Here is an 18,237-nt window from a genome sequence, read left to right on the forward strand (position 1 = left end):
TCCGCCGGCCAGCCGTGTCACCGTCCGCCGAGCGGCAACCGCACCGTGAACACGGTCCGGCCCGGCACGCTGCGCACGTCCACCCGCCCGCCGTGGGCCGTGACGACGGCGCGCACGATGGCCAGTCCGAGCCCGGTGGACCCGCTCCCGGGGGCCGCCGGGCTCCCGGTCCCGGGCGCCGGCGTGCGGGCCCGTGAGGCGTCGCCGCGCGCGAACCGCTCGAACACGGAGGGCAGCAGACCGGCGGGGACTCCGGGCCCCTCGTCCTCCACCTCCAGTACGGCCGTACCGGCGGCTCCCGCGCCCTCGCCCCCCACGGCGCGGACGCGGGCCGTCACCCGGGTGCCCGGCGGCGTGTGCGTACGCGCGTTGGCGAGGAGGTTGACCAGGACCTGCTGGAGCCGCGCCGGGTCCCCCGCCACGAGGACCGGCTCCCCGGGCAGCGCGAGCCGCCACACGTGGCCGGGCCCGGCGGCCCGCGCGTCGCTCACGGCGTCCACGACGAGCGGTACGAGATCAGTGCTCTCGCGCGCGAGCGGGCGTCCCGCGTCGAGCCGGGCGAGCAGCAGCAGATCCTCGACCAGCCCGGTCATCCGCCGGGCCTGCGACTCGATCCGGCGCAGGGCGTGCCGGGTGTCGGGCCCGGCCTCCTCGCCGCTCCTGCGGGTGAGTTCGGCGTACCCGAGGATCGAGGCGAGCGGGGTGCGCAGTTCGTGGCTCGCGTCGGCGACGAACCGCCGTACCCGCGTCTCGCTCTCCTGGCGCGCGGCGAGCGCCCCGTGCACGTGGTCGAGCATCCGGTTCAGCGCGGCGCCGACCAGGCCGACCTCGGTGCGCGCGTCGGCCTGTGCCCCGGGGACGCGTTCGGCGAGCGCCACCTCGCCCTGGTGCAGGGGCAGTTCGGACACGCGGGTCGCGGTCGCGGCGACCCGGCGCAGGGGCCGCAGCGCGACGGTCACCAGCGCGGCCCCGGCGATCGAGGCGGCGAGCAGACCGGCGGCGGTCACGCACACCTCGACCACGACGAGGGTGCGCACGGTCGCGTCGGCGTCGGCGGTCGGCGTCCCCACGAGGAAGTCCCCGCCCGGCCCCTCGGCGTACCGCACGCGGTATCCGCCGAGCCCCGGCAGGTCCACGCTGTGCGCCGAGCCGTCACGGGCCACGGCGGCCAGCGCGTCGCGGGCGCCCGCGTCCAGGACCCGGGCCCGCGTGGAACGGCCGCCGCCGTCCTTACCGGACTCCTCGCTCAGGACGGCCCGTTCCACCTTCCCCGTCCCGTCCACGACGGCCCCGAGCGTGCCGAGGTCCTGCGGCCCCGTCGTCACGAACAGCAGCGGGTCCTGCCCCCGTCCGGCCGGGTGCCCGCCGGGCGGCCCGTCGGCGGCGCGCTGGGCGACGCCGCCGAGGCGCCCGTCGACCTGCGCGTACAGATGGGAGCGGAGCGCGAGCGTCGTGACGGTGCCGATCACCGCGCACACGACGGCGATGAGCGCCACCGCGGAGAGCACGAGGCGGGAGCGCAGCGTCAGCGGTCCGCGCCGCCCTCGCGCGCCGAACGGGCGGTACGCGAAGGACGGGCTCAGGCGCCGGCGCGGGACGCGGACGGCGGCCCCGCTCACGGCGCCGCGGCCGACGACCCCACAGGCACCTCGGCGGGCTTGATCAGGTAACCGGCCCCGCGCCGCGTGTGGATCATCGGGGCGTACCCCCGGTCGATCTTGCGCCGCAGGTACGAGATGTACAGCTCGACCACGTTGGCCTGGCCGCCGAAGTCGTAGCTCCACACGCGGTCGAGGATCTGCGCCTTGCTGAGCACGCGGCGCGGGTTGCGCATGAGGTACCGCAGCAGCTCGAACTCGGTGGCGGTCAGGTGGATGTCGCGCCCCGCGCGCGACACGTCGTGGCTGTCCTCGTCGAGTACGAGGTCGCCGACGACGAGCGTGGAACCCGTCTTGCGCGCCGCTCCGGCCGCCCCGGAACGCCGGATCAGCCCGCGCAGCCGCGCCACGACCTCCTCCAGGCTGAACGGCTTCGTCACGTAGTCGTCACCGCCCGCCGTGAGCCCGGCGATCCGGTCCTCGACGGCGTCCTTGGCGGTGAGGAACAGCACGGGCGTCTCGGGCCGCTCGCGCCGCATCCGCTGGAGGACCGACAGCCCGTCCATGTCGGGCAGCATCATGTCCAGGACGACGGCGTCCGGCCGGAACTCGCGCGCCACCCGTACGGCGCTCGCCCCGTCGGCGGCGCTGCGGATCTCCCAGCCCTCGTAGCGCAGCGCCATCGACAGCAGCTCGGTGATGGACGTCTCGTCGTCGACGACGAGCACCCGGACGGCTCGCGCGTCGGGCCTCGACGGATCGGAATGCCCCTGGGGCGGGATCGTCATCATGCGTCCAGCCTGTGCGGCCGCTCTGAAAGAGCCCTTGCGGAAGTCTGTGATTTCCCTGAGAAACGGTTCCGGGTACGGCAAAAAAAGGAGGCGTCCCGGCGGGGCCCGGCGGACGGCGGCGGGGCCCGGACGGCGGGGACGGCGCCTGCGGGGCCGCGACAGCCGGGACGGGCTCCGGTCACCGCCGCGGTGAGCGACCCGTCGACCCGTCAGCCGGTCTGCCACAGCTCGACCCGGTTGCCCTCGGGACCGGTGACCCAGCCGAACCGGCCGACGCCCTCCAGGTCCTGGGTCTCCCCGGACACCTCCGCGCCCGCCGCGCGCAGCCGGGCGAGCATCGCGTCCAGGTCGCGGACCCGGAAGTTGAGCATCGTCTGCCGGGCACGGGACCCGAAGTACGCGGTCCCGGTCGCGAAGGTCGCGAAGACCATGCCGTCATCCTGCCGGCGCCGTGCGCGTCCGCGCCGCACTTCGCCCACACCGCGCCTCACCCGCGCGGCACTTCGTCCGCGCCGGCCCTCATCCACGCCGGTCGTCATCCGCGCGCGAGCCCCCCGCCGCCGAGCCCGAACAGCGCGGCCCCGTTGTCGTGGCACACCGCCCGCAGCCAGTCCTCGCCCAGCCCGAGTCGTTCGAGCGCTTCGAGCTGGTGGACGTACGGATACGGGGTGTTGGGGAAGTCGGTGCCGAGCAGGACGCGGTCCCCGAGGGCGGTGAGCCGGGGCAGCTCGGCCCTCGGGAAGGGCGCGTCGGCCTCCACGAAGTCCGTGAACGCCATGGTCGTGTCGAGGCGCACCTGCGGGTACCTGTCCGCGAGGCCGAGGAACTCCGCGTACTCCGGCATGCCCAGGTGCGCGACGACCAGCCGCAGCCGGGGGTGGCGCGCGAGCACGCGGCCGACCGGGCCCGGCCCGGTGAACTTCCCCGGGACCGGGCCGGAACCGCAGTGCGTCACCACCGGCACCCCGGCCTCCGCGAGCAGCCCCCACACCGGGTCGAGCAGCGGGTCCGCCGGATCGTAGGCGCCGACCTGCACATGGGCCTTGAACACCCGGGCCCCGTCCTCGACGGCCTCCCGCACGTACGTCCCGACGCCGGGCTCGGGGAACAGCGTCGCGGTGTGCAGACAGCCGGGCGTGCGGCGCGCGAACTCCGCCGACCAGCCGTTGAGCCAGCGCGCCATCCCCGGTTTGTGCGGGTACAGCATCGAGGTGAACGCCCGCACCCCGAACCCCCGGAGCACGGCGAGGCGCTGCTCCTCGGCGAAGCGGTACGTGATCGGCCACTCCCGGCCGACGAGCGGGCCCGCCGCGTCGAAGTAGGCCCACACCTTGCGCAGCACCCGGTCCGGCATGAAGTGGGTGTGCACGTCGACGAGCGCGTCGGCCCCGATCCGCCGGGTGAACGCCCGCACGGCCCGGCTCTCCTCGCTCGCCCCGGACACCGTCTCCGCCCCGCCCGCCCCGCTCGTCGTCCCCTCGGTGTCAGCAGCCATGCGGACCACTGTGCTCCGCGCACGCCCCGATGATCAATACCGTGCGCCAACGGCTCCCCCGAGGCCCGCGCCCCCGCTCAGAACAACCCGGCCTGCACGTCCCCCTCCCCCGCGTCCGCGCCCCGCAACGGCCGTACGGCGCCGGGCGTGGTGCCCTCCCCCACCCCGGCGGGGACGAGGGGCCACCCGGCCAGCACGCGCGTGTCGACGAACAGCGGCGAGGGCGCGGCACGTCCCTCGGAGGACGGCCGCACGGCGCCGGCCGCGAGCCGGAGATGAAGGTCGGGCCCGGCGGCCCCGAGCAGTTCCCCGGACACGGCCACCCCCTCCGCGAGCCCGGCCAGGACCCCGGCCCCGCGCGGCCCCGGGGCCGGGAGCGGCAGGCCGAAGACCTCCGCGTGGTCCACCACCCGGCACGGCGACCGCTCCAGCGTCTCGGGCCAGCCGGGCAGCGCGAGGGCCCGCGCGTGCGCGCGCCCGACCTCCCGGGCCCGCTCCCCGGCGTCGGCGCCGGTCCGCAGCCGGGCGGTCCGCTTGCGCTCGTACGGGACGCGGTCCGGCACGCCGAGCCCGGACCGGACGGCCTCCTCGGCGCGGCGCGCGGCCATGAGCGGCCCGGACCCCAGCCAGCTGAACGCGACGGCGCCCTGTTCGAGCAGCCGGGCCGCGCCCCGCGCCACACCCGTGATCCCGACCTTGAGCAGGCCGTCACCGAACCACGCGAGATACACCCGGTAGGGCCGGGGATCGTCGGCGTAGGTGTCGGCGGCCACCGACCGGGCCCGGTCCAGGCGCGCGCAGGTCTCGCACTGCGCGCGGGTCCCGCCGCCGGGGATCACCTCCGCCGTGGGGCACGCGTGGCGGCGGCCGGCCCGCCACACCCCGAGACAGCGCCGCTCCCCGAGCACCCGGAACCCGACCACCTCCCCGGCCCGCAGCACACTCTCCCGCTCCCCGACCCGGGCGGGCCCCGCCCCGGTCCCGTCCCCCGACCGCACCCACCGCAGCACGGGCAGCCCCTCCCGCCACCCGACCCCGGCACACGACCACGCAGCGCTCATGAGCCGACGGTAACGAGCGGGACCGACAAGGGCGCGCCTGGGCCGGGGGCCGGCGTACAGGGCCTCAGTGCCCTCCGGAGGGCCGGTCGCACCCCGAGTGATCGGGATAGCCCCCGAAGGCCTCCGCCTCGACGGAGTCGAGGTTCATCGTGCCCTTCACGCACACGGGGTAGGTGTCGATGAGGAACCCGACACCGGTCGCCCCGTTCTGGTACGCCGACACGTCCCCGTCCTCGTAGCCGAGCCGGAGGAGCGTCGCCCGTGCGTCGGCCGGATCGAAGTCCGAACGGTAACGCAGGGGCGCGAGCGCCCTCTCCACCTTGCCGACCGCCGCGATCCCCGCGCACCGCTGCCGGCCGCGCAGCGGGAAGGGCACCATGAAGCCGTGGTTCTCCGCGTAGTGGTCGCCGGGCGCCCCGCCCGGAGCGGGCTTACCGCCGGACGCCGACGGGGTGGGCGTGGCGCTCTCCCCAGGGCAGGGAGAGTCCGGGGATGCCCCACTCGCCCTCGCCACCGCCCCCCGCCCCGGCTCCGCCCGCTCCGCCCCGCATCCCACCGCGAGCACCGCGAGCACCGCGAGCACCGCGAGCACCACCCACACCAGTCCCCGGAGCGGGCCCCCGGCCCCTCTGCTCGTCACCATGCCCTGATCCTCCTCCCAAGTGGGTGGCGGCACACAGTGGTTGGCGCCTTCCGGGCCGCCCCTGGAGGAGTTCGCCGCCGGGGAGCACGCATGGCCCGGGGCGAGGTCGTGACACGCGTTCGCGGGGCGGGGTGCACGGGGCCCCGACGCGGCCCGGGGAGGCGCCCACCCGGGTCACGTTGAAAAAAGGGGAGTCATAAGCTTAGGTTTACCTAACTAACACCGTAGACCGGCTTGTGCGGCTCGCGGGTTCCGCTGGGCCCAGCTCGTCCAGACCGAGCTGACGAGCCCTGCGGGTACCGTCGTTGCCGGCCGGAGCCGACCGAACCCTGGGGTACCGTCATGCCGTTCCGTCCCGCCAAGGCGCGCCGTACGTCGCTCACGATATCCGCGGCGGGTGTGGCCGCCGCTCTGGTGCTCACCGGCTGTGGTTCCGACGAGGACTCCGGTTCCGGCGGTTCCGCGAAGGCGAAGGACAAGCCGTCCGCTTCCGGCGGCGCCTTCCCCGTGACGATCGACAGCGCGCTCGGCAAGGCGACCATCAAGGAGAAGCCGAAGCGGGTCGTGACGCTCGGCCAGGGCTCCGCCGAGACCGCCATCGCGCTCGGCACCACCCCGGTCGGCATGGAGAGCTACCCGTGGGGCAGCGACAAGTCCGGTTACCTGCCGTGGATTCACGAGGCGCTGGAGAAGAAGGGCGAGAAGCTGCCGAAGCAGTTCACCGGCGGCGAGGACATCGACTTCGACGCGATCGTCGAGCTGGAGCCCGACGTCATCCTCGCGCCCTGGTCCGGCATCACGCAGAAGCAGTACGACATCCTGAAGGACATCGCGCCCACCGTCGCGTACCCGGATCTCGCGTGGTCCACGGACTGGGACCAGCAGATCAGGATCATCACCAAGGCGCTCGGCGAGCCGCAGAAGGCGAAGACGCTCATCGGGACCATCGAGGACGAGCTCAAGGCGGTCGCCGACGAGCACCCCGAGTACAAGAAGCTGACGTTCTCGTACATCTACAACAGCGGCCCCGGCACCCTCGGCGTCTTCAAGCCCGAGGAGCAGCGCGTCAAGATGGTCTCCTTGATGGGCCTGAAGGTCGACCCCGTGGTCAACACCTTCAAGGAGACCAAGGGCACCGACTCGGCGCTCATCGGCCTGGAGAACGCGCAGAAGCTCAAGAACTCCGATCTGGTCTTCACGTTCTACACGGACGCCAAGAACCGCAAGGAGATCGAGGGCCAGAAGCTCTACAAGGCGATCCCGGCGGTGAACAAGGGCGCCGTCGTCGCGAGTGACGACAACCCCTTCGTGACCGCCTCCTCGATCATCAACCCGCTGACCGTGCCGTGGGTCGCCGACAAGTACCCGGCGCTCATCGACCAGGCCGTCGCCAAGCTCGACAAGTAGCCGGAAGGGCACAGCGGCCGGGCCCGCCACCCCCCGAGGGGTGACCCCGGCCGTGCCACCGAAGCTCGTTCACGGGACAGTTGATCGATGACGACCACCACCGTCGGCCCCGGGGCCCGGACCCGCACGCGCGGGTCCGGGCCCGCCCGGTCCCTGCTCGCGCTGCTCGGCGCGGTCCTCCTGCTGGCCGCCGCGCTCCTGGCGAGCGTCGTGTTCGGCAGCCACCCGACCTCGCCGGGCGCGGTGTGGGACGTGCTGCGCGGCCACGCCGACGCGTACACCACGACGGTCGTCGAGAGCCGCTACCCGCGCACCGCGCTCGGTCTGCTCGCGGGGCTGAGCCTCGCGGTCGCGGGCACGCTGATGCAGGGCATCACCCGCAACCCGCTCGCCGACCCGGGTCTGCTCGGCATCACCTCCGGCGCCTCCGCGACGATCGTCACGGCGACCGCGTTCCTCGGCGTCTCGGGACAGTCCGCGACGGTGTGGTGGGCGCTGCCCGGCGCGCTGCTCGCGGGCCTGCTCGTGCAGGTGATCGGTTCGGCGGGCGGCGGCTCGGGCCTCGTACGGCTCGTCCTCGCGGGCGCCGTCGTCTCCGCCGTCCTGACCGCCTACGTCCAGGCCGTGTCGCTCAGCAAACCGGCCGTGTTCGACAGCTACCGCTACTGGGTCGTGGGCGCGCTCGGCGGCAGGGACTGGAACGTCTTCCAGTCGGTGTGGCCCTTCGCCGCGGCCGGGCTGCTGCTCGCGCTGCTGCTCGCCCCCGGGCTGAACACGATGGCGCTCGGCGACGAGGCGGCCCGCTCGCTGGGCGCCAACCCGGCGGTGATCCGCTCGGGCGGGATGATCGCGGCGATCCTGCTGTCGACGGCGGCCACGGCCGCGGTCGGCCCGATCGCCTTCGTGGGGCTGGCCGTCCCGCACGTCGTACGGGCCGCGGTGGGGGTCGACTTCCGCTCCCAGATCGTCTTCTCCGCGCTCGTCGGCCCGGCGCTGCTGCTGCTCGCCGACGTCGTGGGCCGGGTCGTGATGAGCCCCCAGGAGCTGATGGTCGGCGTGGTCACCGCGTTCCTCGGGGCGCCCGCGCTGCTGCTCGCCGTACGCAGGATGAGGGGGACGTCATGAGCCGCACGACGGACCGAGCGCGGGGGAGCGAGGCGACTCGTACGCCGGGCCCGCGTACCCGGCCGGGCGACGGCTCGGGCCCCCGGCGCGGTGAGGACCCCACGCGCCCCGGGGCCCCCGGCCGCGCGCGTGGCGACACGCGTTATCTGCGGATCGGGCGGACGGTGGCGCTGCCGGTGCACCCGCCGGCCGTCCTCGCGGGCCTGGTCGTGCTGCTGCTCCTGGTGGCCGCCGCCGCGGCGACGCTCTCGATGGGCCGGCTCGGTATCGCCGTACCCGATCTGCCGGGCGCGATCCTGCACGGGACGGGCGTCAAGGAGCGGTTCGTCCTGGAACGCATGCGGGGGCCGCGCCTGACGGTGGCGGCCGGTACCGGGGCGGCGCTCGGCCTGTCCGGGGCCCTGTTCCAGACGGTGACCCGCAACCCGCTCGGCAGCCCCGACGTGATCGGGCTCGCGGCGGGCGCGGGGGCGGGCGCGGCGGCCGTGGCGCTGCTCGTGCCGGGCGGCGCGGTGCCGGTCGCGGCCGGGGCGCTCGCGGGCGCGGTGCTGTCGATGGTGCTCGTGTACGTGTCGACGGGCAGCGGTTTCCGCCACCCCGGGCGGCTGATCGTGGCCGGTATCGGCGTCAACGCGATGGCGACCGCCTTCACTCAGTACGTCGTGTACGCGGTCGAGCGCGACAAGGCGAGTTCCCTCGCCGCGTACGTCAACGGCTCGGTCGCGGCCCGCTCGTGGAGCGACGCGGCGACGATCTGGATCGCGCTCGCCGTACTCTCCCCGGCGCTGCTGCTGCTCGCGCCCCGGCTGACGATGGCCGAGACGGGAGACGAGTTCGCGGCCGGGGTCGGCGCCCGGCCGCGTACCACCCGGGTGTGGGCGGTGCTGCTGTCGATCGTGCTGTCGGCCGTCGCGGTGAGCGTGGCCGGCCCGGTCGCGTTCATCTCGCTCACCGCCCCGCAGATCGCCCGCCGTCTCACCCGGGGCACCGGCCCCCGGCTCGTCCTGTCGGCGCTCGTCGGCTCGCTGCTGCTGGTCGTGGCCGACCTCGCGGCCCAGCAGTTGCCGTTGCCGGTGGCGCTGCCGGTCGGCGTCTACACCCTGGCCGTCGGCGGGCTCTACCTCGGCTGGCTGCTGGTCCGCGAATGGAGAAAGGGAAGCCTGTGAGCACCGAGAAGCGTGGCCGGCGCCGGAACGCGGACACCGGGACGGGGGCGGCCGGCTCCCCGGCGGCCGGGGCCGTGCCCGAGCGGGGGCTGTGCGTACGGGACGTCGTCCTCGGCTACGGCGGCAGGGAGCCGGTCGTACGCGGGGTGAGCCTGGACCTGCCGCACGGCGAGCTGACGGCGGTCATCGGCCCCAACGGCTGCGGGAAGTCGACCCTGGTCAAGGCGCTCGGCCGGGTCCTCAGGCCGGAGCGGGGGCAGGTGCTGCTGCACGGCCGGGACCTGCACGGCTACCGGGGCAAGGAGTCGGCCCGGGAGGTCGCGCTGCTGCCCCAGAACCCGGTCGCGCCGGAGGGCATCAGCGTGCGCGGGCTCGTCCGCCGGGGCCGCTACCCGCACCACTCGCTGCTACGGCAGTGGTCGCCCGAGGACGACACGGTGATCGCCTCGGCCCTGGAGCGGACCGGGCTGACCGGACTGGCCGAGGCGCAGATCGGTGAACTCTCCGGCGGGCAGCGCCAGCGCGCCTGGATCGCCACCGTCCTCGCCCAGCAGACCGACCTGCTCCTGCTCGACGAGCCGACGACCTTCCTCGACATCGGCCACCAGTACGAACTCCTGGAGTTCTGCGGCGAGTTGCACCGCGAGGGCAAGACCGTGGTGATGGTCCTGCACGACCTGAACCAGGCGGCCCGCTTCGCCTCGCACCTCGTCGTGATGAACGCGGGCCGCGTCGTCGCCGAGGGCCCCCCGGCCGCGATCCTCACCCCGAATCTGGTCGAGGAGGTCTTCGGCCTGCCCTGCGACATCGTCCCCGACCCGCAAACCGGCACCCCGATGGTCGTACCGCACGCGCGGGCCGGGGCGGGGAGGGCGGCCGGGGCGGCCGTAACGGACAGGAGGGCCGGCACCGATGGCACGGACGCGGTGGAGACCGGGGCGGGGTCCGGGGCCGGGGCGGGGACGAGGAACGCGGGCTGAGGAGCGCGGGCCGGGGAGCGCGGGCCGGCCCGCCCGGTACCGCGCCCCCGGCCCGCCCGGTGCTCCGCCCACCGCCCCCTCAGTCGCGCCCCTCCCCCGCCGGCCTCACTTCTCCCAGCCGATCTTGACGTAGTCGATGTCCCCGAGCCCGCTCGCGCCGTAGTTGGCGAGCTTGGCGCGCACCGCCCTGATCTGCGGGCGCTGGTACAGCTCGATCGAGTGGCCCTGGGCCCAGATCCTGGCGTCCGCCTGGTTGTAGAGCGAGCGGGCCTCGGCGGGATCGGTCGCGTGCCCGGCCCTGGTCATCAGCTCGTCGATCCCGGCCGTCCCGATGCCACCGAAGTTGAGATAGGACTGCTTGCCCCGGGGCCGCTGGAAGGTCGAGAACAGCTGCGAGGGGAAGATCTGGTCGACGTTGCGGAAGCTGACCAGATCGAAGTTGCCCCGGTCGACGTACTTCTCGAAGTAGTCGGCGTCGGGCACCTTCTGGAGCGAGACCTTGAAGCCGATCTGCCCGAGCTGCTGCTGCACGATCTGCGCCTGGTCCAGGGACGAGGAGCTGCTGCCCGCGCTCAGTACGTAGGTGAGCTGGAGCTTCTTGCCGCCCTTGGTGCGCGGGCTGTCCGGACCGTTGTCCTTCCACCCCGCCTCGTCGAGCAGCTTCGCGGCGCCCTGGGGGTCGAACTTCCCCCACTTCCCCGAGTTGGAGCGGTACCCCGCCTGGTTGGGCATGAAGAAGTGGTTGTCGAGCGGCTTCACCGGGGCTTCCAGGTCCTTGGCGAAGGCGGTGATGATGCCCTTGCGGTCGATGCCGAGATCCACCGCCTGGCGGACCTTGAGGTCCTTGAGCGGACCGCGTCCGCCGAGCGTGATGTGCACCTCGTCCCAGCGGGCCCCGTCGCGGATGTCCGTACCGGGCGCCTTGGCGAGCCGCTTGTAGTCCTCGGGGAGGATGGCGGGCGCGTCGTCGATCTCCTTGTTGAGGTACGCCTCGGTCAGCGCGCTGGTCTGGAGCGCGCGCCACGTGATCCGGGACAGCCGGGGCTTGTCGCCCCACCACTCCGGGTCGGGGACCGTGGTGACCGTCTGCGCGGTCTTGTCGATGTTCCCGACCTTCCAGGCCGCCGAGGTGACCGGTATCCGCTCGATCCAGCCCTTGTTGAACTTCTCGGGGGTGTCGATCTGGGAGGCGGGCAGCAGCGTGCGGAACAGCCGGGGCCAGTCGGCGTACGCGGCCTTGAAGGTGACCCGCGCCTCCTGGTCGTCCGCGCCGCGCTCGACCTTGGCGATCTGGTCGTAGCCGCTGCTGTCCGCCACGAGGTAGCGGTCGTCGCTCCCGTCGAGCGCCTTGGTGAGCGCCGCGAAGTCCCGCCAGCTCAGCCGCTTCCCGTCCGACCACCTGGCCTTCGGGTTGAGCTTGTAGGTGACGACCTGCGGGCCGGTCGAGGTGATCTTCGCCGACAGCAGGTAGTGGGGGTCCGGGTGCGGCACGCCCTTCGCGTCACGCGGCATCAGGAGTGGTTCGACCTGTTCGAGGATCGCCATGGCGTCCCCGTTCGTCCCGTCCACCTGATACGCGTTGTACTGGTGAATCCAGGTCTGGATACCGAACTTGACGGTGCCGCCCTGCCGCAGCTCCGCGACCGGGCGCGGGTTCACCTCCTGCGCCCCGGCCGGCAACGGGGCCGCCTTCCTGGGCGCCTTCGCGTCACCGTCGTCCGGGCCGCCGCACCCGGCCAGGACCAGGGCGGAGCACAGGGCGGCGGCCGTGACGGCGGTACGGCGGGCGGTGAGGGCGCTGCGCGCTACGCGCGTTCCGGTCATGGTGACAGTCCTCCACAGGACGGGGCGAGGGGCACGCCGGACCTGGGCGGGGGCTGTGCCAGGGGGAGCGTAGAGCCGCGCGGGAGACCCAGAAAGCACTTTCGTGCTATTGCCATCTTGTCTTCATATTGGTGCAACAGTGAGGGGCGAGGATCAGGAACGATCAGAAGGGGACGCGTCGTTGACGCGTTCACCCGGTCGCTCACGACCTGTGGCTCATGGCTCATGAGTCATGGCCCATGAGTCGTGGCTCATGGCTCATGGCTCATGGCTCATCGGTGACGGGTGGGCCGCCGGGCGACCCGGGCGAAACCGTCGGCGGTCGCCGGTGGCCGTCCGAGTGGGCCAGGCGCGGGCCGTGCGCGGAACGACCGCGGGACCGGTACGGCACAGTGCGGGACGAGTACGTGGAGGGACCCGGCGCATGACCGCTTTTCTGGCGAGGCGCCTGGGGTACTACGTCGTGCTGCTGGTCGTCGCCGTATGCCTCTCCTACCTCCTCGCGTCGGTCGCCCTAGACCCGCGCGCCTACTTCGAGGGGCGCAGGCCACCGCCGCCGCCCGACGCGGTCGCCGCCCACCTGCGCTCGCTCGGCCTGGACGACTCGACCCCGCTGCCGTCCCGCCTGGGGCACTGGTTCACGGGCGCGCTCCACGGCGATCTCGGCCGCACCATCGACGACACCCCGGTGGACGCGGAACTCGGCCGCCGGCTCGGCGTGAGCCTGCGCCTGCTGCTCGCGGGCACGGTGCTCGGGACGGCCGGCGGCATCCTGGTGGGCGCGTGGACGGCGGTACGCCAGTACCGGCTGCCGGACCGCGTGGCGACGCTCGTGTCCTTCCTGCTCCTGTCAACGCCCACCTTCCTGCTCGCCGTCCTGCTGAAGATCGGCGCGATCAAGCTCAACTCCGTCCTGGGCACCGACCTCGTCCAGTTCACCGGCGAGAAGGACCCGGACCTGCGCGCGGGCCTGCTCGGCACCCTGCGCGACCGGGGCGTTCACCTGCTCCTGCCGACCCTGTCGATCGGGCTCGTGACGGCGGCCTCGTACAGCCGCTACCAGCGCAACACGATGCTCGACGTGCTGGGCGCGGACTACCTGCGCACGGCCCGCGCGAAGGGGCTCAGCCGGCGGCGCGCGCTGTGGCGGCACGGGCTGCGCACGGCGCTCATCCCGATGGCGACGTACTTCTCGTACGGCTTCCTCGCGCTGTTCACCGGGGCGACCTTCACCGAGATGATCTTCGGCTGGCACGGGATGGGCGAGTGGCTCGTCGAGTCGATCACGAAGAACGACGTCAACTCGGTGGTCGCGGTCTCGGGCTTCGCCGCCGTCGTGGTCCTGGCCTCCGGTTTCCTCGCCGACGTCCTGCACGCGGCGCTCGACCCCCGGGTACGCGCGTGAGGGCCGCGAGCGCTCCGGGGCCCCTCCCGGACGGGCGGCCCGGGACCCACGAGGGGCCCACGGAGGGCTCGCCCAAGGGAACGCCGACGTACCCGCCGCCACAGGCCCCGCCGCAGGACCCGCAGAAGGGACTGGCACCGTGACCGTCGAATCCGTGGCCGCGGCGGCCGACGCCGAGGACCGCTCCCCGCACCCGGTGGACCGCCCCGAGCGCGCCGCGCCCGCCGGGCGGGCCCGCGTCGTACTGCGCCGTTTCCTGACGCGGCGCGGCGCGCTCGCCGGACTGCTGGTCGTCCTCCTCCTGTTCGTCCTGGCCTTCGCCGGGCCCCACGTGACGCACTGGTCGTACACGGACATCGACTACACGGCGCTGCGCGCGAAGCCCTCCTCGGAGCACTGGTTCGGCACCAACCGCATCGGCCAGGACGTGTTCGCGCAGACCGTGCGCGGCCTCCAGAAGTCGCTGCTGGTCGGCCTGCTGGTGGGGGTCGTGGCGACCGCTCTCGCCTCGGTGGTCGGCGCCTGCGCGGGCTACTTCGGCGGCTGGACGGACCGGGCGCTGATGTTCCTCGTGGACCTGCTGCTGGTCTTCCCCGGCTTCCTGATCATCGCGATCGTCGCACCCCGGCTGAAGGCGGCCGGCTGGCTCGCGTTCGTGGGCCTGCTCGCGCTGTTCGCCTGGATGGTGACCTCGCGCGTGGTGCGCGCGATGACCCTGTCGCTGCGCGAGCGCGAGTTCGTGCGCGCGGCCCGCTACACGGGCGTGGGGCCGCTGCGGATCATCTGGCGCCACATCCTGCCGAACGTCGCGTCCTTCCTAGTCATCGACGCGACGATCGCGGTGGGCGGCGCGGTGATGAGCGAGACGGCCCTGTCCTACTTCGGTTTCGGCATCCAGTCCCCCGACGTGTCCCTGGGCACGCTGATCGCCGACTACACGGGATCGGCCGTCACCTACCCGTGGATGTTCTTCTTCCCCGCGGGCCTGCTCGTGGTGTTCGTCCTCGCCGTCAACCTGATCGGCGACGGACTGCGGGACGCCTTCGACCCGACGTCCTCCGGGCCCGGGGGCGCGCGGCGCCGCGGAGGCGGACGCACGCGCGGGCCGGGACGCCCGCTCACCCGAAAGGCACGGTCGACCGCGCATGACGCATGAGCCGCCCCTCCTCCAGGTCCGCGACCTGAAGGTCGACTTCGCGGGTGTGCCCGCCGTGCGCGGGGTCTCCTTCGACCTGGCGCCCGGCGAAGTCCTCGGCATCGTCGGCGAGTCGGGCTCGGGCAAGTCGGTGACCTCGCTCGCGGTGCTCGGCCTGCTGCCGTCCGCCGCGCGCGCCTCCGGTTCGGTACGGCTCGGGGGTACGGAGCTGCTGGGCGCCCCGGAGTCCCTGCTCGACGGCGTACGGGGTGCCCGGGTGTCCATGGTCTTCCAGGACCCGCTGTCGGCGTTCACCCCCGTCTACCGGGTCGGCGAGCAGATCGCGGAGGCGGTACGCGCGCACCAGGACGTGTCGAGGGAGAAGGCGGCGCGCCGCGCCGTCGAACTCCTCGATCTGGTGGGCATACCGGAGCCGCGGCGGCGCGCCTCCGCCTTCCCGCACGAGTTCTCGGGCGGGATGCGGCAGCGGGCCATGATCGCCATGGCCGTCGCGAACGACCCCGAGGTGATCCTGGCCGACGAGCCGACCACCGCGCTCGACGTCACCATCCAGGCCCAGGTCCTGGACGTCCTGCGCACCGCCCAGCGGGCGACGGGCGCCGCGATGGTCCTGGTCAGCCACGACCTGGGGGTCATCGCGGGCAGCGCGGACCGGGTCGCCGTGATGTACGCGGGCCGCGTCGTGGAGACCGCCCCCGCCGGGGAACTGTTCGCCCGCCCCCGGATGCCGTACACCCTGGGCCTGATCGGGGCGGTGCCGAGACTCGACGGCCCCCGGGGGCGGCTGACCCCCGTGCCGGGCGGCCCGCCGTCCCCCGAGGCGCTGCCCCCGGGCTGCCCCTTCGCCCCGCGCTGCCCGCTCGCGGCCCCCGAGTGCGAGAGCGCGGAACCGGGGCCCTCGGCGTGGACCTCGCCGTCCGGCGACCACCGGGCGGCCTGCGTACGCGTCGCGCGGGTGAGCGGCCGCACCCCGGGGGAGATCTTCGTGGACGGTGACGCGGCGGCACCGGCGGGAACGGAGGCGGAGGCGGGGAGGCAGGAGGAGGCGGGGACGCTCGCGGAAGCTCCGCAGGGCTCCCCCGCGCCGGTCGTCCTGCGGGTCCGCGACCTGACGAAGACCTTCCCCCTGTACAAGGGCTCGGTGTTCCGGCGTCGTACCGGAAGCGTGTACGCGGTGGACGGCGTGGACCTGGAGGTCCGGGCCGGTCAGACGCTGGGCCTGGTGGGCGAGTCGGGCTCGGGCAAGTCCACGACGCTGTACGAGATCCTGGGCCTGCGCCCGCCGGAGAACGGCACGATCGAGCTGCTGGGCCAGTCGGTGGCGGACCTGGACCGGGCGGCGACCCGGCGTCTGCGCTCCGGCGTGCAGATCGTGTTCCAGGACCCGATGGCGAGCCTGGACCCCCGTATGCCGGTCTCGGATCTGGTGGCGGAGCCGCTGCGCGCGCAGGGGGCGGCGCCCTCGCGGATCGCGGCGCGGGTGCCGGAGCTGCTCTCGCTCGTGGGCCTGTCGCCGGACCGCGACGCGGACCGCTTCCCGCACGAGTTCTCCGGCGGCCAGCGCCAGCGCATCGGCATCGCGAGGGCCCTGTCGGTGAACCCGGACCTGCTGGTGCTGGACGAACCGGTGTCCGCGCTGGACGTCTCCGTCCAGGCCGGCGTCCTCAACCTGCTCCAGGACCTCAGGCACCGGCTGAACCTCGCCTACCTCTTCGTCTCGCACGACCTCTCGGTGGTGCGGCACGTCGCGGACCGGGTCAGCGTGATGTACCTGGGCGCCACGGTGGAGGCGGGCCCGGTGGACGAGGTCTTCGAACGCCCGCGCCACCCGTACACCCAGGCCCTGTTGTCGGCGGTCCCGATCCCCGACCCGGTACGCGAACGCGCCCGGGAACGCGTCCTGCTCCCGGGCGACCCGCCGAGCCCGACGGAACGCCCCACCGGCTGCCGGTTCCGCTCCCGCTGCCCGCTGTACGCGACCCTGCCGTCCCCGGACCGCGAACGCTGCGAGACGGTACGGCCACGGGTGGGCCCGGGGAGCCCGGCGGCCTGCCACTTCCCCCGCGTACGCGAGGTGGTGGGCGGCGGGGAGCGCTGAGGGACGCTCCCCCGAACGGAATGCCGAGGCACCGGTACGGTTCCCGGGGGCCGGCGGACGGGAAGACGGATCATGGACGCGGCCGCGGCCGGGGCCACGGGTACGGTCCCGGCCGCCTGCCGCCGTACCGCCTCGCGGCGCGCCCCCGCGTCGCGCGCCACGCGGAGCGGACCCCCTCCCCGCCCGGACGAACCGAAGGAGCACCCGCCCCGATGCCCTCCACCCCCGCCGTAGGTTCCCCCTTTCCCGACTTCACCCTCCCCGGCGGCATCCTGAACCCGGGGCCGGAACCGGAGCCCGAGTTCACCCGCTCCGACTACACCCTGTCCTCGGCGCGCGGCCACTCCCTCGTCCTGGCCTTCTACCCGGGCGACAACACGGCGGTCTGCACCCGGCAGTTGTGCGCGTACTCGGCCGGACTGGAGACCTTCGGGGACCTGGACGCCCAGGTATGGGGCGTCAGCACGCAGGACGTCGACAGCCACGAGTCCTTCGCCCGCACCCGCGACCTCCGCTTCCCCCTGCTGGCCGACACCGACAGCGCCGTCTCGCACCGCCTCGGCATCACGGCCCCGGTGATCGGCCTGCGCCGCGCCGTCTTCCTCATCGACCCGGAGGGCGTACTCCGCTGGAAGCACGTGGCGCTGCTGGGCGTGACCTACCAGTCGGTGGACACCCTGCGCCGGGAACTGAGGAAGGTGGGCGGCTGAGGAGGAAGGGGGGCGGCCGGGACGGAACGGGCACGCGGGCGCGGGCGGGAGGGGTCCCCTCGCGCCCTCGGCCGTCCCGGTGCCGTGCTCGCCCCCTGCCCTCTCCGGGAGGCAGGGCCTGGACACGCGCGCACCGGTCCCCTCCCACGCGGGGCGGGAGGGGACCGGTGCGCGCGGCCGTCCGGGCCGGGGCCCTCGCGGGCCCGGCGCCGCGGAGCCGGCCCCGCGGGCTCAGCCCTACGAGGCCAGCCCTACGGGGTCCGCCCTACGAGGCCAGCCCTACGGGGTCAGTCCTTCGGGGTCAGTACGAAGACCGGGATCTCGCGGCTGGTCTTCTTCTGGTAGTCGGCGTAGTCGGGGAAGGCCGCGACGGCGCGGTCCCACCACAGGGCCTTCTCCTCGCCGGTGACCTCACGGGCCGTGTAGTCCTTGCGGACCGTACCGTCCTGGAGTTCCACCTCGGGGTGGGCCAGGACGTTGAAGTACCACGTGGGGTGCTTGGGGGCGCCGCCCAGGGAGGCCACCGCGGCGTACTCGCCGTCGTGCTCGACACGCATCAGGGGGTTCTTGCGGAGCTTGCCGCTCTTCGCGCCGAGGGTGGTCAGGACGATGACGGGCAGGCCGCGCATCGTCGTTCCCTCGGTGCCGCCGGAACCCTCGTAGGTCTCGACCTGATCGCGAACCCACTTCTCGGGGCTCGGCTCGTACTCGCCGTGCAGAGGCATGTCTGCTTCCGTCCTTCGCGTCGTCTTCGTCACAAGGGGCCTGTGCTGCCCCG

Annotated in this window: 15 protein-coding genes and 1 pseudogene; 8 read left to right on the top strand and 8 right to left on the bottom strand. The window is 73.9% G+C overall.

What is annotated here, in order from left to right; all coding sequences use genetic code 11:
- Window positions 1-17: 17 nt before the first annotated feature.
- The 6 genes and pseudogenes from ACFYMP_RS23030 to ACFYMP_RS23055 form a co-directional block, all read right to left on the bottom strand.
- The gene (locus ACFYMP_RS23030) at window positions 18-1,583 is read right to left on the bottom strand and encodes a sensor histidine kinase (RefSeq protein ID WP_388860939.1); all 1,566 of its coding nucleotides are present in this window, start codon (window positions 1,581-1,583) and stop codon (window positions 18-20) included.
- A 32-nt stretch (window positions 1,584-1,615) separates the two neighbouring features.
- Window positions 1,616-2,389 (bottom strand): response regulator transcription factor, encoded by a 774-nt coding sequence (locus ACFYMP_RS23035; protein WP_388860747.1) that lies wholly within the window; start codon window positions 2,387-2,389, stop codon window positions 1,616-1,618.
- 209 nt (window positions 2,390-2,598) lie between these two features.
- Window positions 2,599-2,835, bottom strand: a pseudogene (locus tag ACFYMP_RS23040) (VOC family protein); the annotation flags it as partial.
- Window positions 2,836-2,924: 89 nt separating this feature from the next.
- A complete protein-coding gene (locus ACFYMP_RS23045) occupies window positions 2,925-3,884 on the bottom strand; it encodes an amidohydrolase family protein (protein ID WP_388860749.1) in 960 nt (319 codons plus the stop codon).
- A 77-nt stretch (window positions 3,885-3,961) separates the two neighbouring features.
- Complete coding sequence (locus ACFYMP_RS23050; protein ID WP_388860752.1) at window positions 3,962-4,945, bottom strand: DUF2797 domain-containing protein; 984 nt, start codon at window positions 4,943-4,945, stop codon at window positions 3,962-3,964.
- A gap of 64 nt (window positions 4,946-5,009) precedes the next feature.
- Entirely contained in the window at window positions 5,010-5,588 is a 579-nt protein-coding gene (locus ACFYMP_RS23055) for a hypothetical protein (RefSeq protein WP_388860755.1), read from the bottom strand.
- Between the two features lie 342 nt (window positions 5,589-5,930).
- Between ACFYMP_RS23055 and ACFYMP_RS23060 the strand changes: the two genes are divergently transcribed.
- From ACFYMP_RS23060 to ACFYMP_RS23075, 4 genes are all read left to right on the top strand, one after another.
- Window positions 5,931-6,995 (top strand): iron-siderophore ABC transporter substrate-binding protein, encoded by a 1,065-nt coding sequence (locus ACFYMP_RS23060; protein WP_388860758.1) that lies wholly within the window; start codon window positions 5,931-5,933, stop codon window positions 6,993-6,995.
- A gap of 87 nt (window positions 6,996-7,082) precedes the next feature.
- A complete protein-coding gene (locus ACFYMP_RS23065) occupies window positions 7,083-8,120 on the top strand; it encodes a FecCD family ABC transporter permease (protein WP_388860760.1) in 1,038 nt (345 codons plus the stop codon).
- On the top strand, window positions 8,117-9,286 hold the full coding sequence (locus ACFYMP_RS23070; RefSeq protein WP_388860763.1) for a FecCD family ABC transporter permease: 1,170 nt from the start codon (window positions 8,117-8,119) through the stop codon (window positions 9,284-9,286). Before ACFYMP_RS23065 ends, ACFYMP_RS23070 begins: the two co-directional genes overlap by 4 nt.
- Window positions 9,283-10,266, top strand: coding sequence for an ABC transporter ATP-binding protein (locus ACFYMP_RS23075; protein WP_388860766.1), 984 nt, complete (start codon window positions 9,283-9,285; stop codon window positions 10,264-10,266). Before ACFYMP_RS23070 ends, ACFYMP_RS23075 begins: the two co-directional genes overlap by 4 nt.
- Window positions 10,267-10,371: 105 nt before the next feature.
- On the opposite strand, the gene ACFYMP_RS23080 is transcribed toward ACFYMP_RS23075, so the two are convergent.
- A complete protein-coding gene (locus ACFYMP_RS23080; protein WP_388860769.1) occupies window positions 10,372-12,090 on the bottom strand; it encodes an ABC transporter family substrate-binding protein in 1,719 nt (572 codons plus the stop codon).
- 424 nt (window positions 12,091-12,514) lie between these two features.
- Between ACFYMP_RS23080 and ACFYMP_RS23085 the strand changes: the two genes are divergently transcribed.
- From ACFYMP_RS23085 to ACFYMP_RS23100, 4 genes are all read left to right on the top strand, one after another.
- On the top strand, window positions 12,515-13,495 hold the full coding sequence (locus ACFYMP_RS23085) for an ABC transporter permease (RefSeq protein ID WP_388860772.1): 981 nt from the start codon (window positions 12,515-12,517) through the stop codon (window positions 13,493-13,495).
- A gap of 196 nt (window positions 13,496-13,691) precedes the next feature.
- Window positions 13,692-14,651: an ABC transporter permease gene (locus ACFYMP_RS23090; protein ID WP_388860942.1), complete on the top strand. Its 960-nt coding sequence runs from the start codon at window positions 13,692-13,694 to the stop codon at window positions 14,649-14,651.
- Entirely contained in the window at window positions 14,641-16,749 is a 2,109-nt protein-coding gene (locus tag ACFYMP_RS23095) for a dipeptide ABC transporter ATP-binding protein (protein ID WP_388860775.1), read from the top strand. Before ACFYMP_RS23090 ends, ACFYMP_RS23095 begins: the two co-directional genes overlap by 11 nt.
- Window positions 16,750-16,961: 212 nt before the next feature.
- Window positions 16,962-17,459 (top strand): peroxiredoxin family protein, encoded by a 498-nt coding sequence (locus ACFYMP_RS23100; protein ID WP_388860778.1) that lies wholly within the window; start codon window positions 16,962-16,964, stop codon window positions 17,457-17,459.
- Window positions 17,460-17,746: 287 nt separating this feature from the next.
- Here the strand turns inward: ACFYMP_RS23100 and ACFYMP_RS23105 are convergent, their stop codons facing one another.
- Window positions 17,747-18,184 carry a nitroreductase family deazaflavin-dependent oxidoreductase gene (locus ACFYMP_RS23105; protein ID WP_388860781.1) on the bottom strand — a complete coding sequence of 146 codons (438 nt, stop codon included), beginning with the start codon at window positions 18,182-18,184 and terminating at the stop codon, window positions 17,747-17,749.
- Between the last annotated feature and the right edge of the window lie 53 nt (window positions 18,185-18,237).

The sequence above is a fragment of the Streptomyces sp. NPDC007088 genome, assembly GCF_042869355.1.
In the GTDB taxonomy this organism is placed as follows: Bacteria; Actinomycetota; Actinomycetes; order Streptomycetales; family Streptomycetaceae; genus Streptomyces.

Excerpts from the sequence above, each read along its gene's own strand:
- ACFYMP_RS23070 (WP_388860763.1), top strand. The coding sequence starts at position 8,117 with ATGAGCCGCACGACGGACCGAGCGCGGGGGAGCGAGGCGACTCGTACG.
- ACFYMP_RS23055 (WP_388860755.1), bottom strand. The coding sequence starts at position 5,588 with ATGGTGACGAGCAGAGGGGCCGGGGGCCCGCTCCGGGGACTGGTGTGG.
- ACFYMP_RS23105 (WP_388860781.1), bottom strand. The coding sequence starts at position 18,184 with ATGCCTCTGCACGGCGAGTACGAGCCGAGCCCCGAGAAGTGGGTTCGC.
- ACFYMP_RS23100 (WP_388860778.1), top strand. The coding sequence starts at position 16,962 with ATGCCCTCCACCCCCGCCGTAGGTTCCCCCTTTCCCGACTTCACCCTC.
- ACFYMP_RS23065 (WP_388860760.1), top strand. The coding sequence starts at position 7,083 with ATGACGACCACCACCGTCGGCCCCGGGGCCCGGACCCGCACGCGCGGG.
- ACFYMP_RS23050 (WP_388860752.1), bottom strand. The coding sequence starts at position 4,945 with ATGAGCGCTGCGTGGTCGTGTGCCGGGGTCGGGTGGCGGGAGGGGCTG.
- ACFYMP_RS23060 (WP_388860758.1), top strand. The coding sequence starts at position 5,931 with ATGCCGTTCCGTCCCGCCAAGGCGCGCCGTACGTCGCTCACGATATCC.
- ACFYMP_RS23080 (WP_388860769.1), bottom strand. The coding sequence starts at position 12,090 with ATGACCGGAACGCGCGTAGCGCGCAGCGCCCTCACCGCCCGCCGTACC.
- ACFYMP_RS23085 (WP_388860772.1), top strand. The coding sequence starts at position 12,515 with ATGACCGCTTTTCTGGCGAGGCGCCTGGGGTACTACGTCGTGCTGCTG.
- ACFYMP_RS23035 (WP_388860747.1), bottom strand. The coding sequence starts at position 2,389 with ATGATGACGATCCCGCCCCAGGGGCATTCCGATCCGTCGAGGCCCGAC.
- ACFYMP_RS23095 (WP_388860775.1), top strand. The coding sequence starts at position 14,641 with ATGACGCATGAGCCGCCCCTCCTCCAGGTCCGCGACCTGAAGGTCGAC.
- ACFYMP_RS23045 (WP_388860749.1), bottom strand. The coding sequence starts at position 3,884 with ATGGCTGCTGACACCGAGGGGACGACGAGCGGGGCGGGCGGGGCGGAG.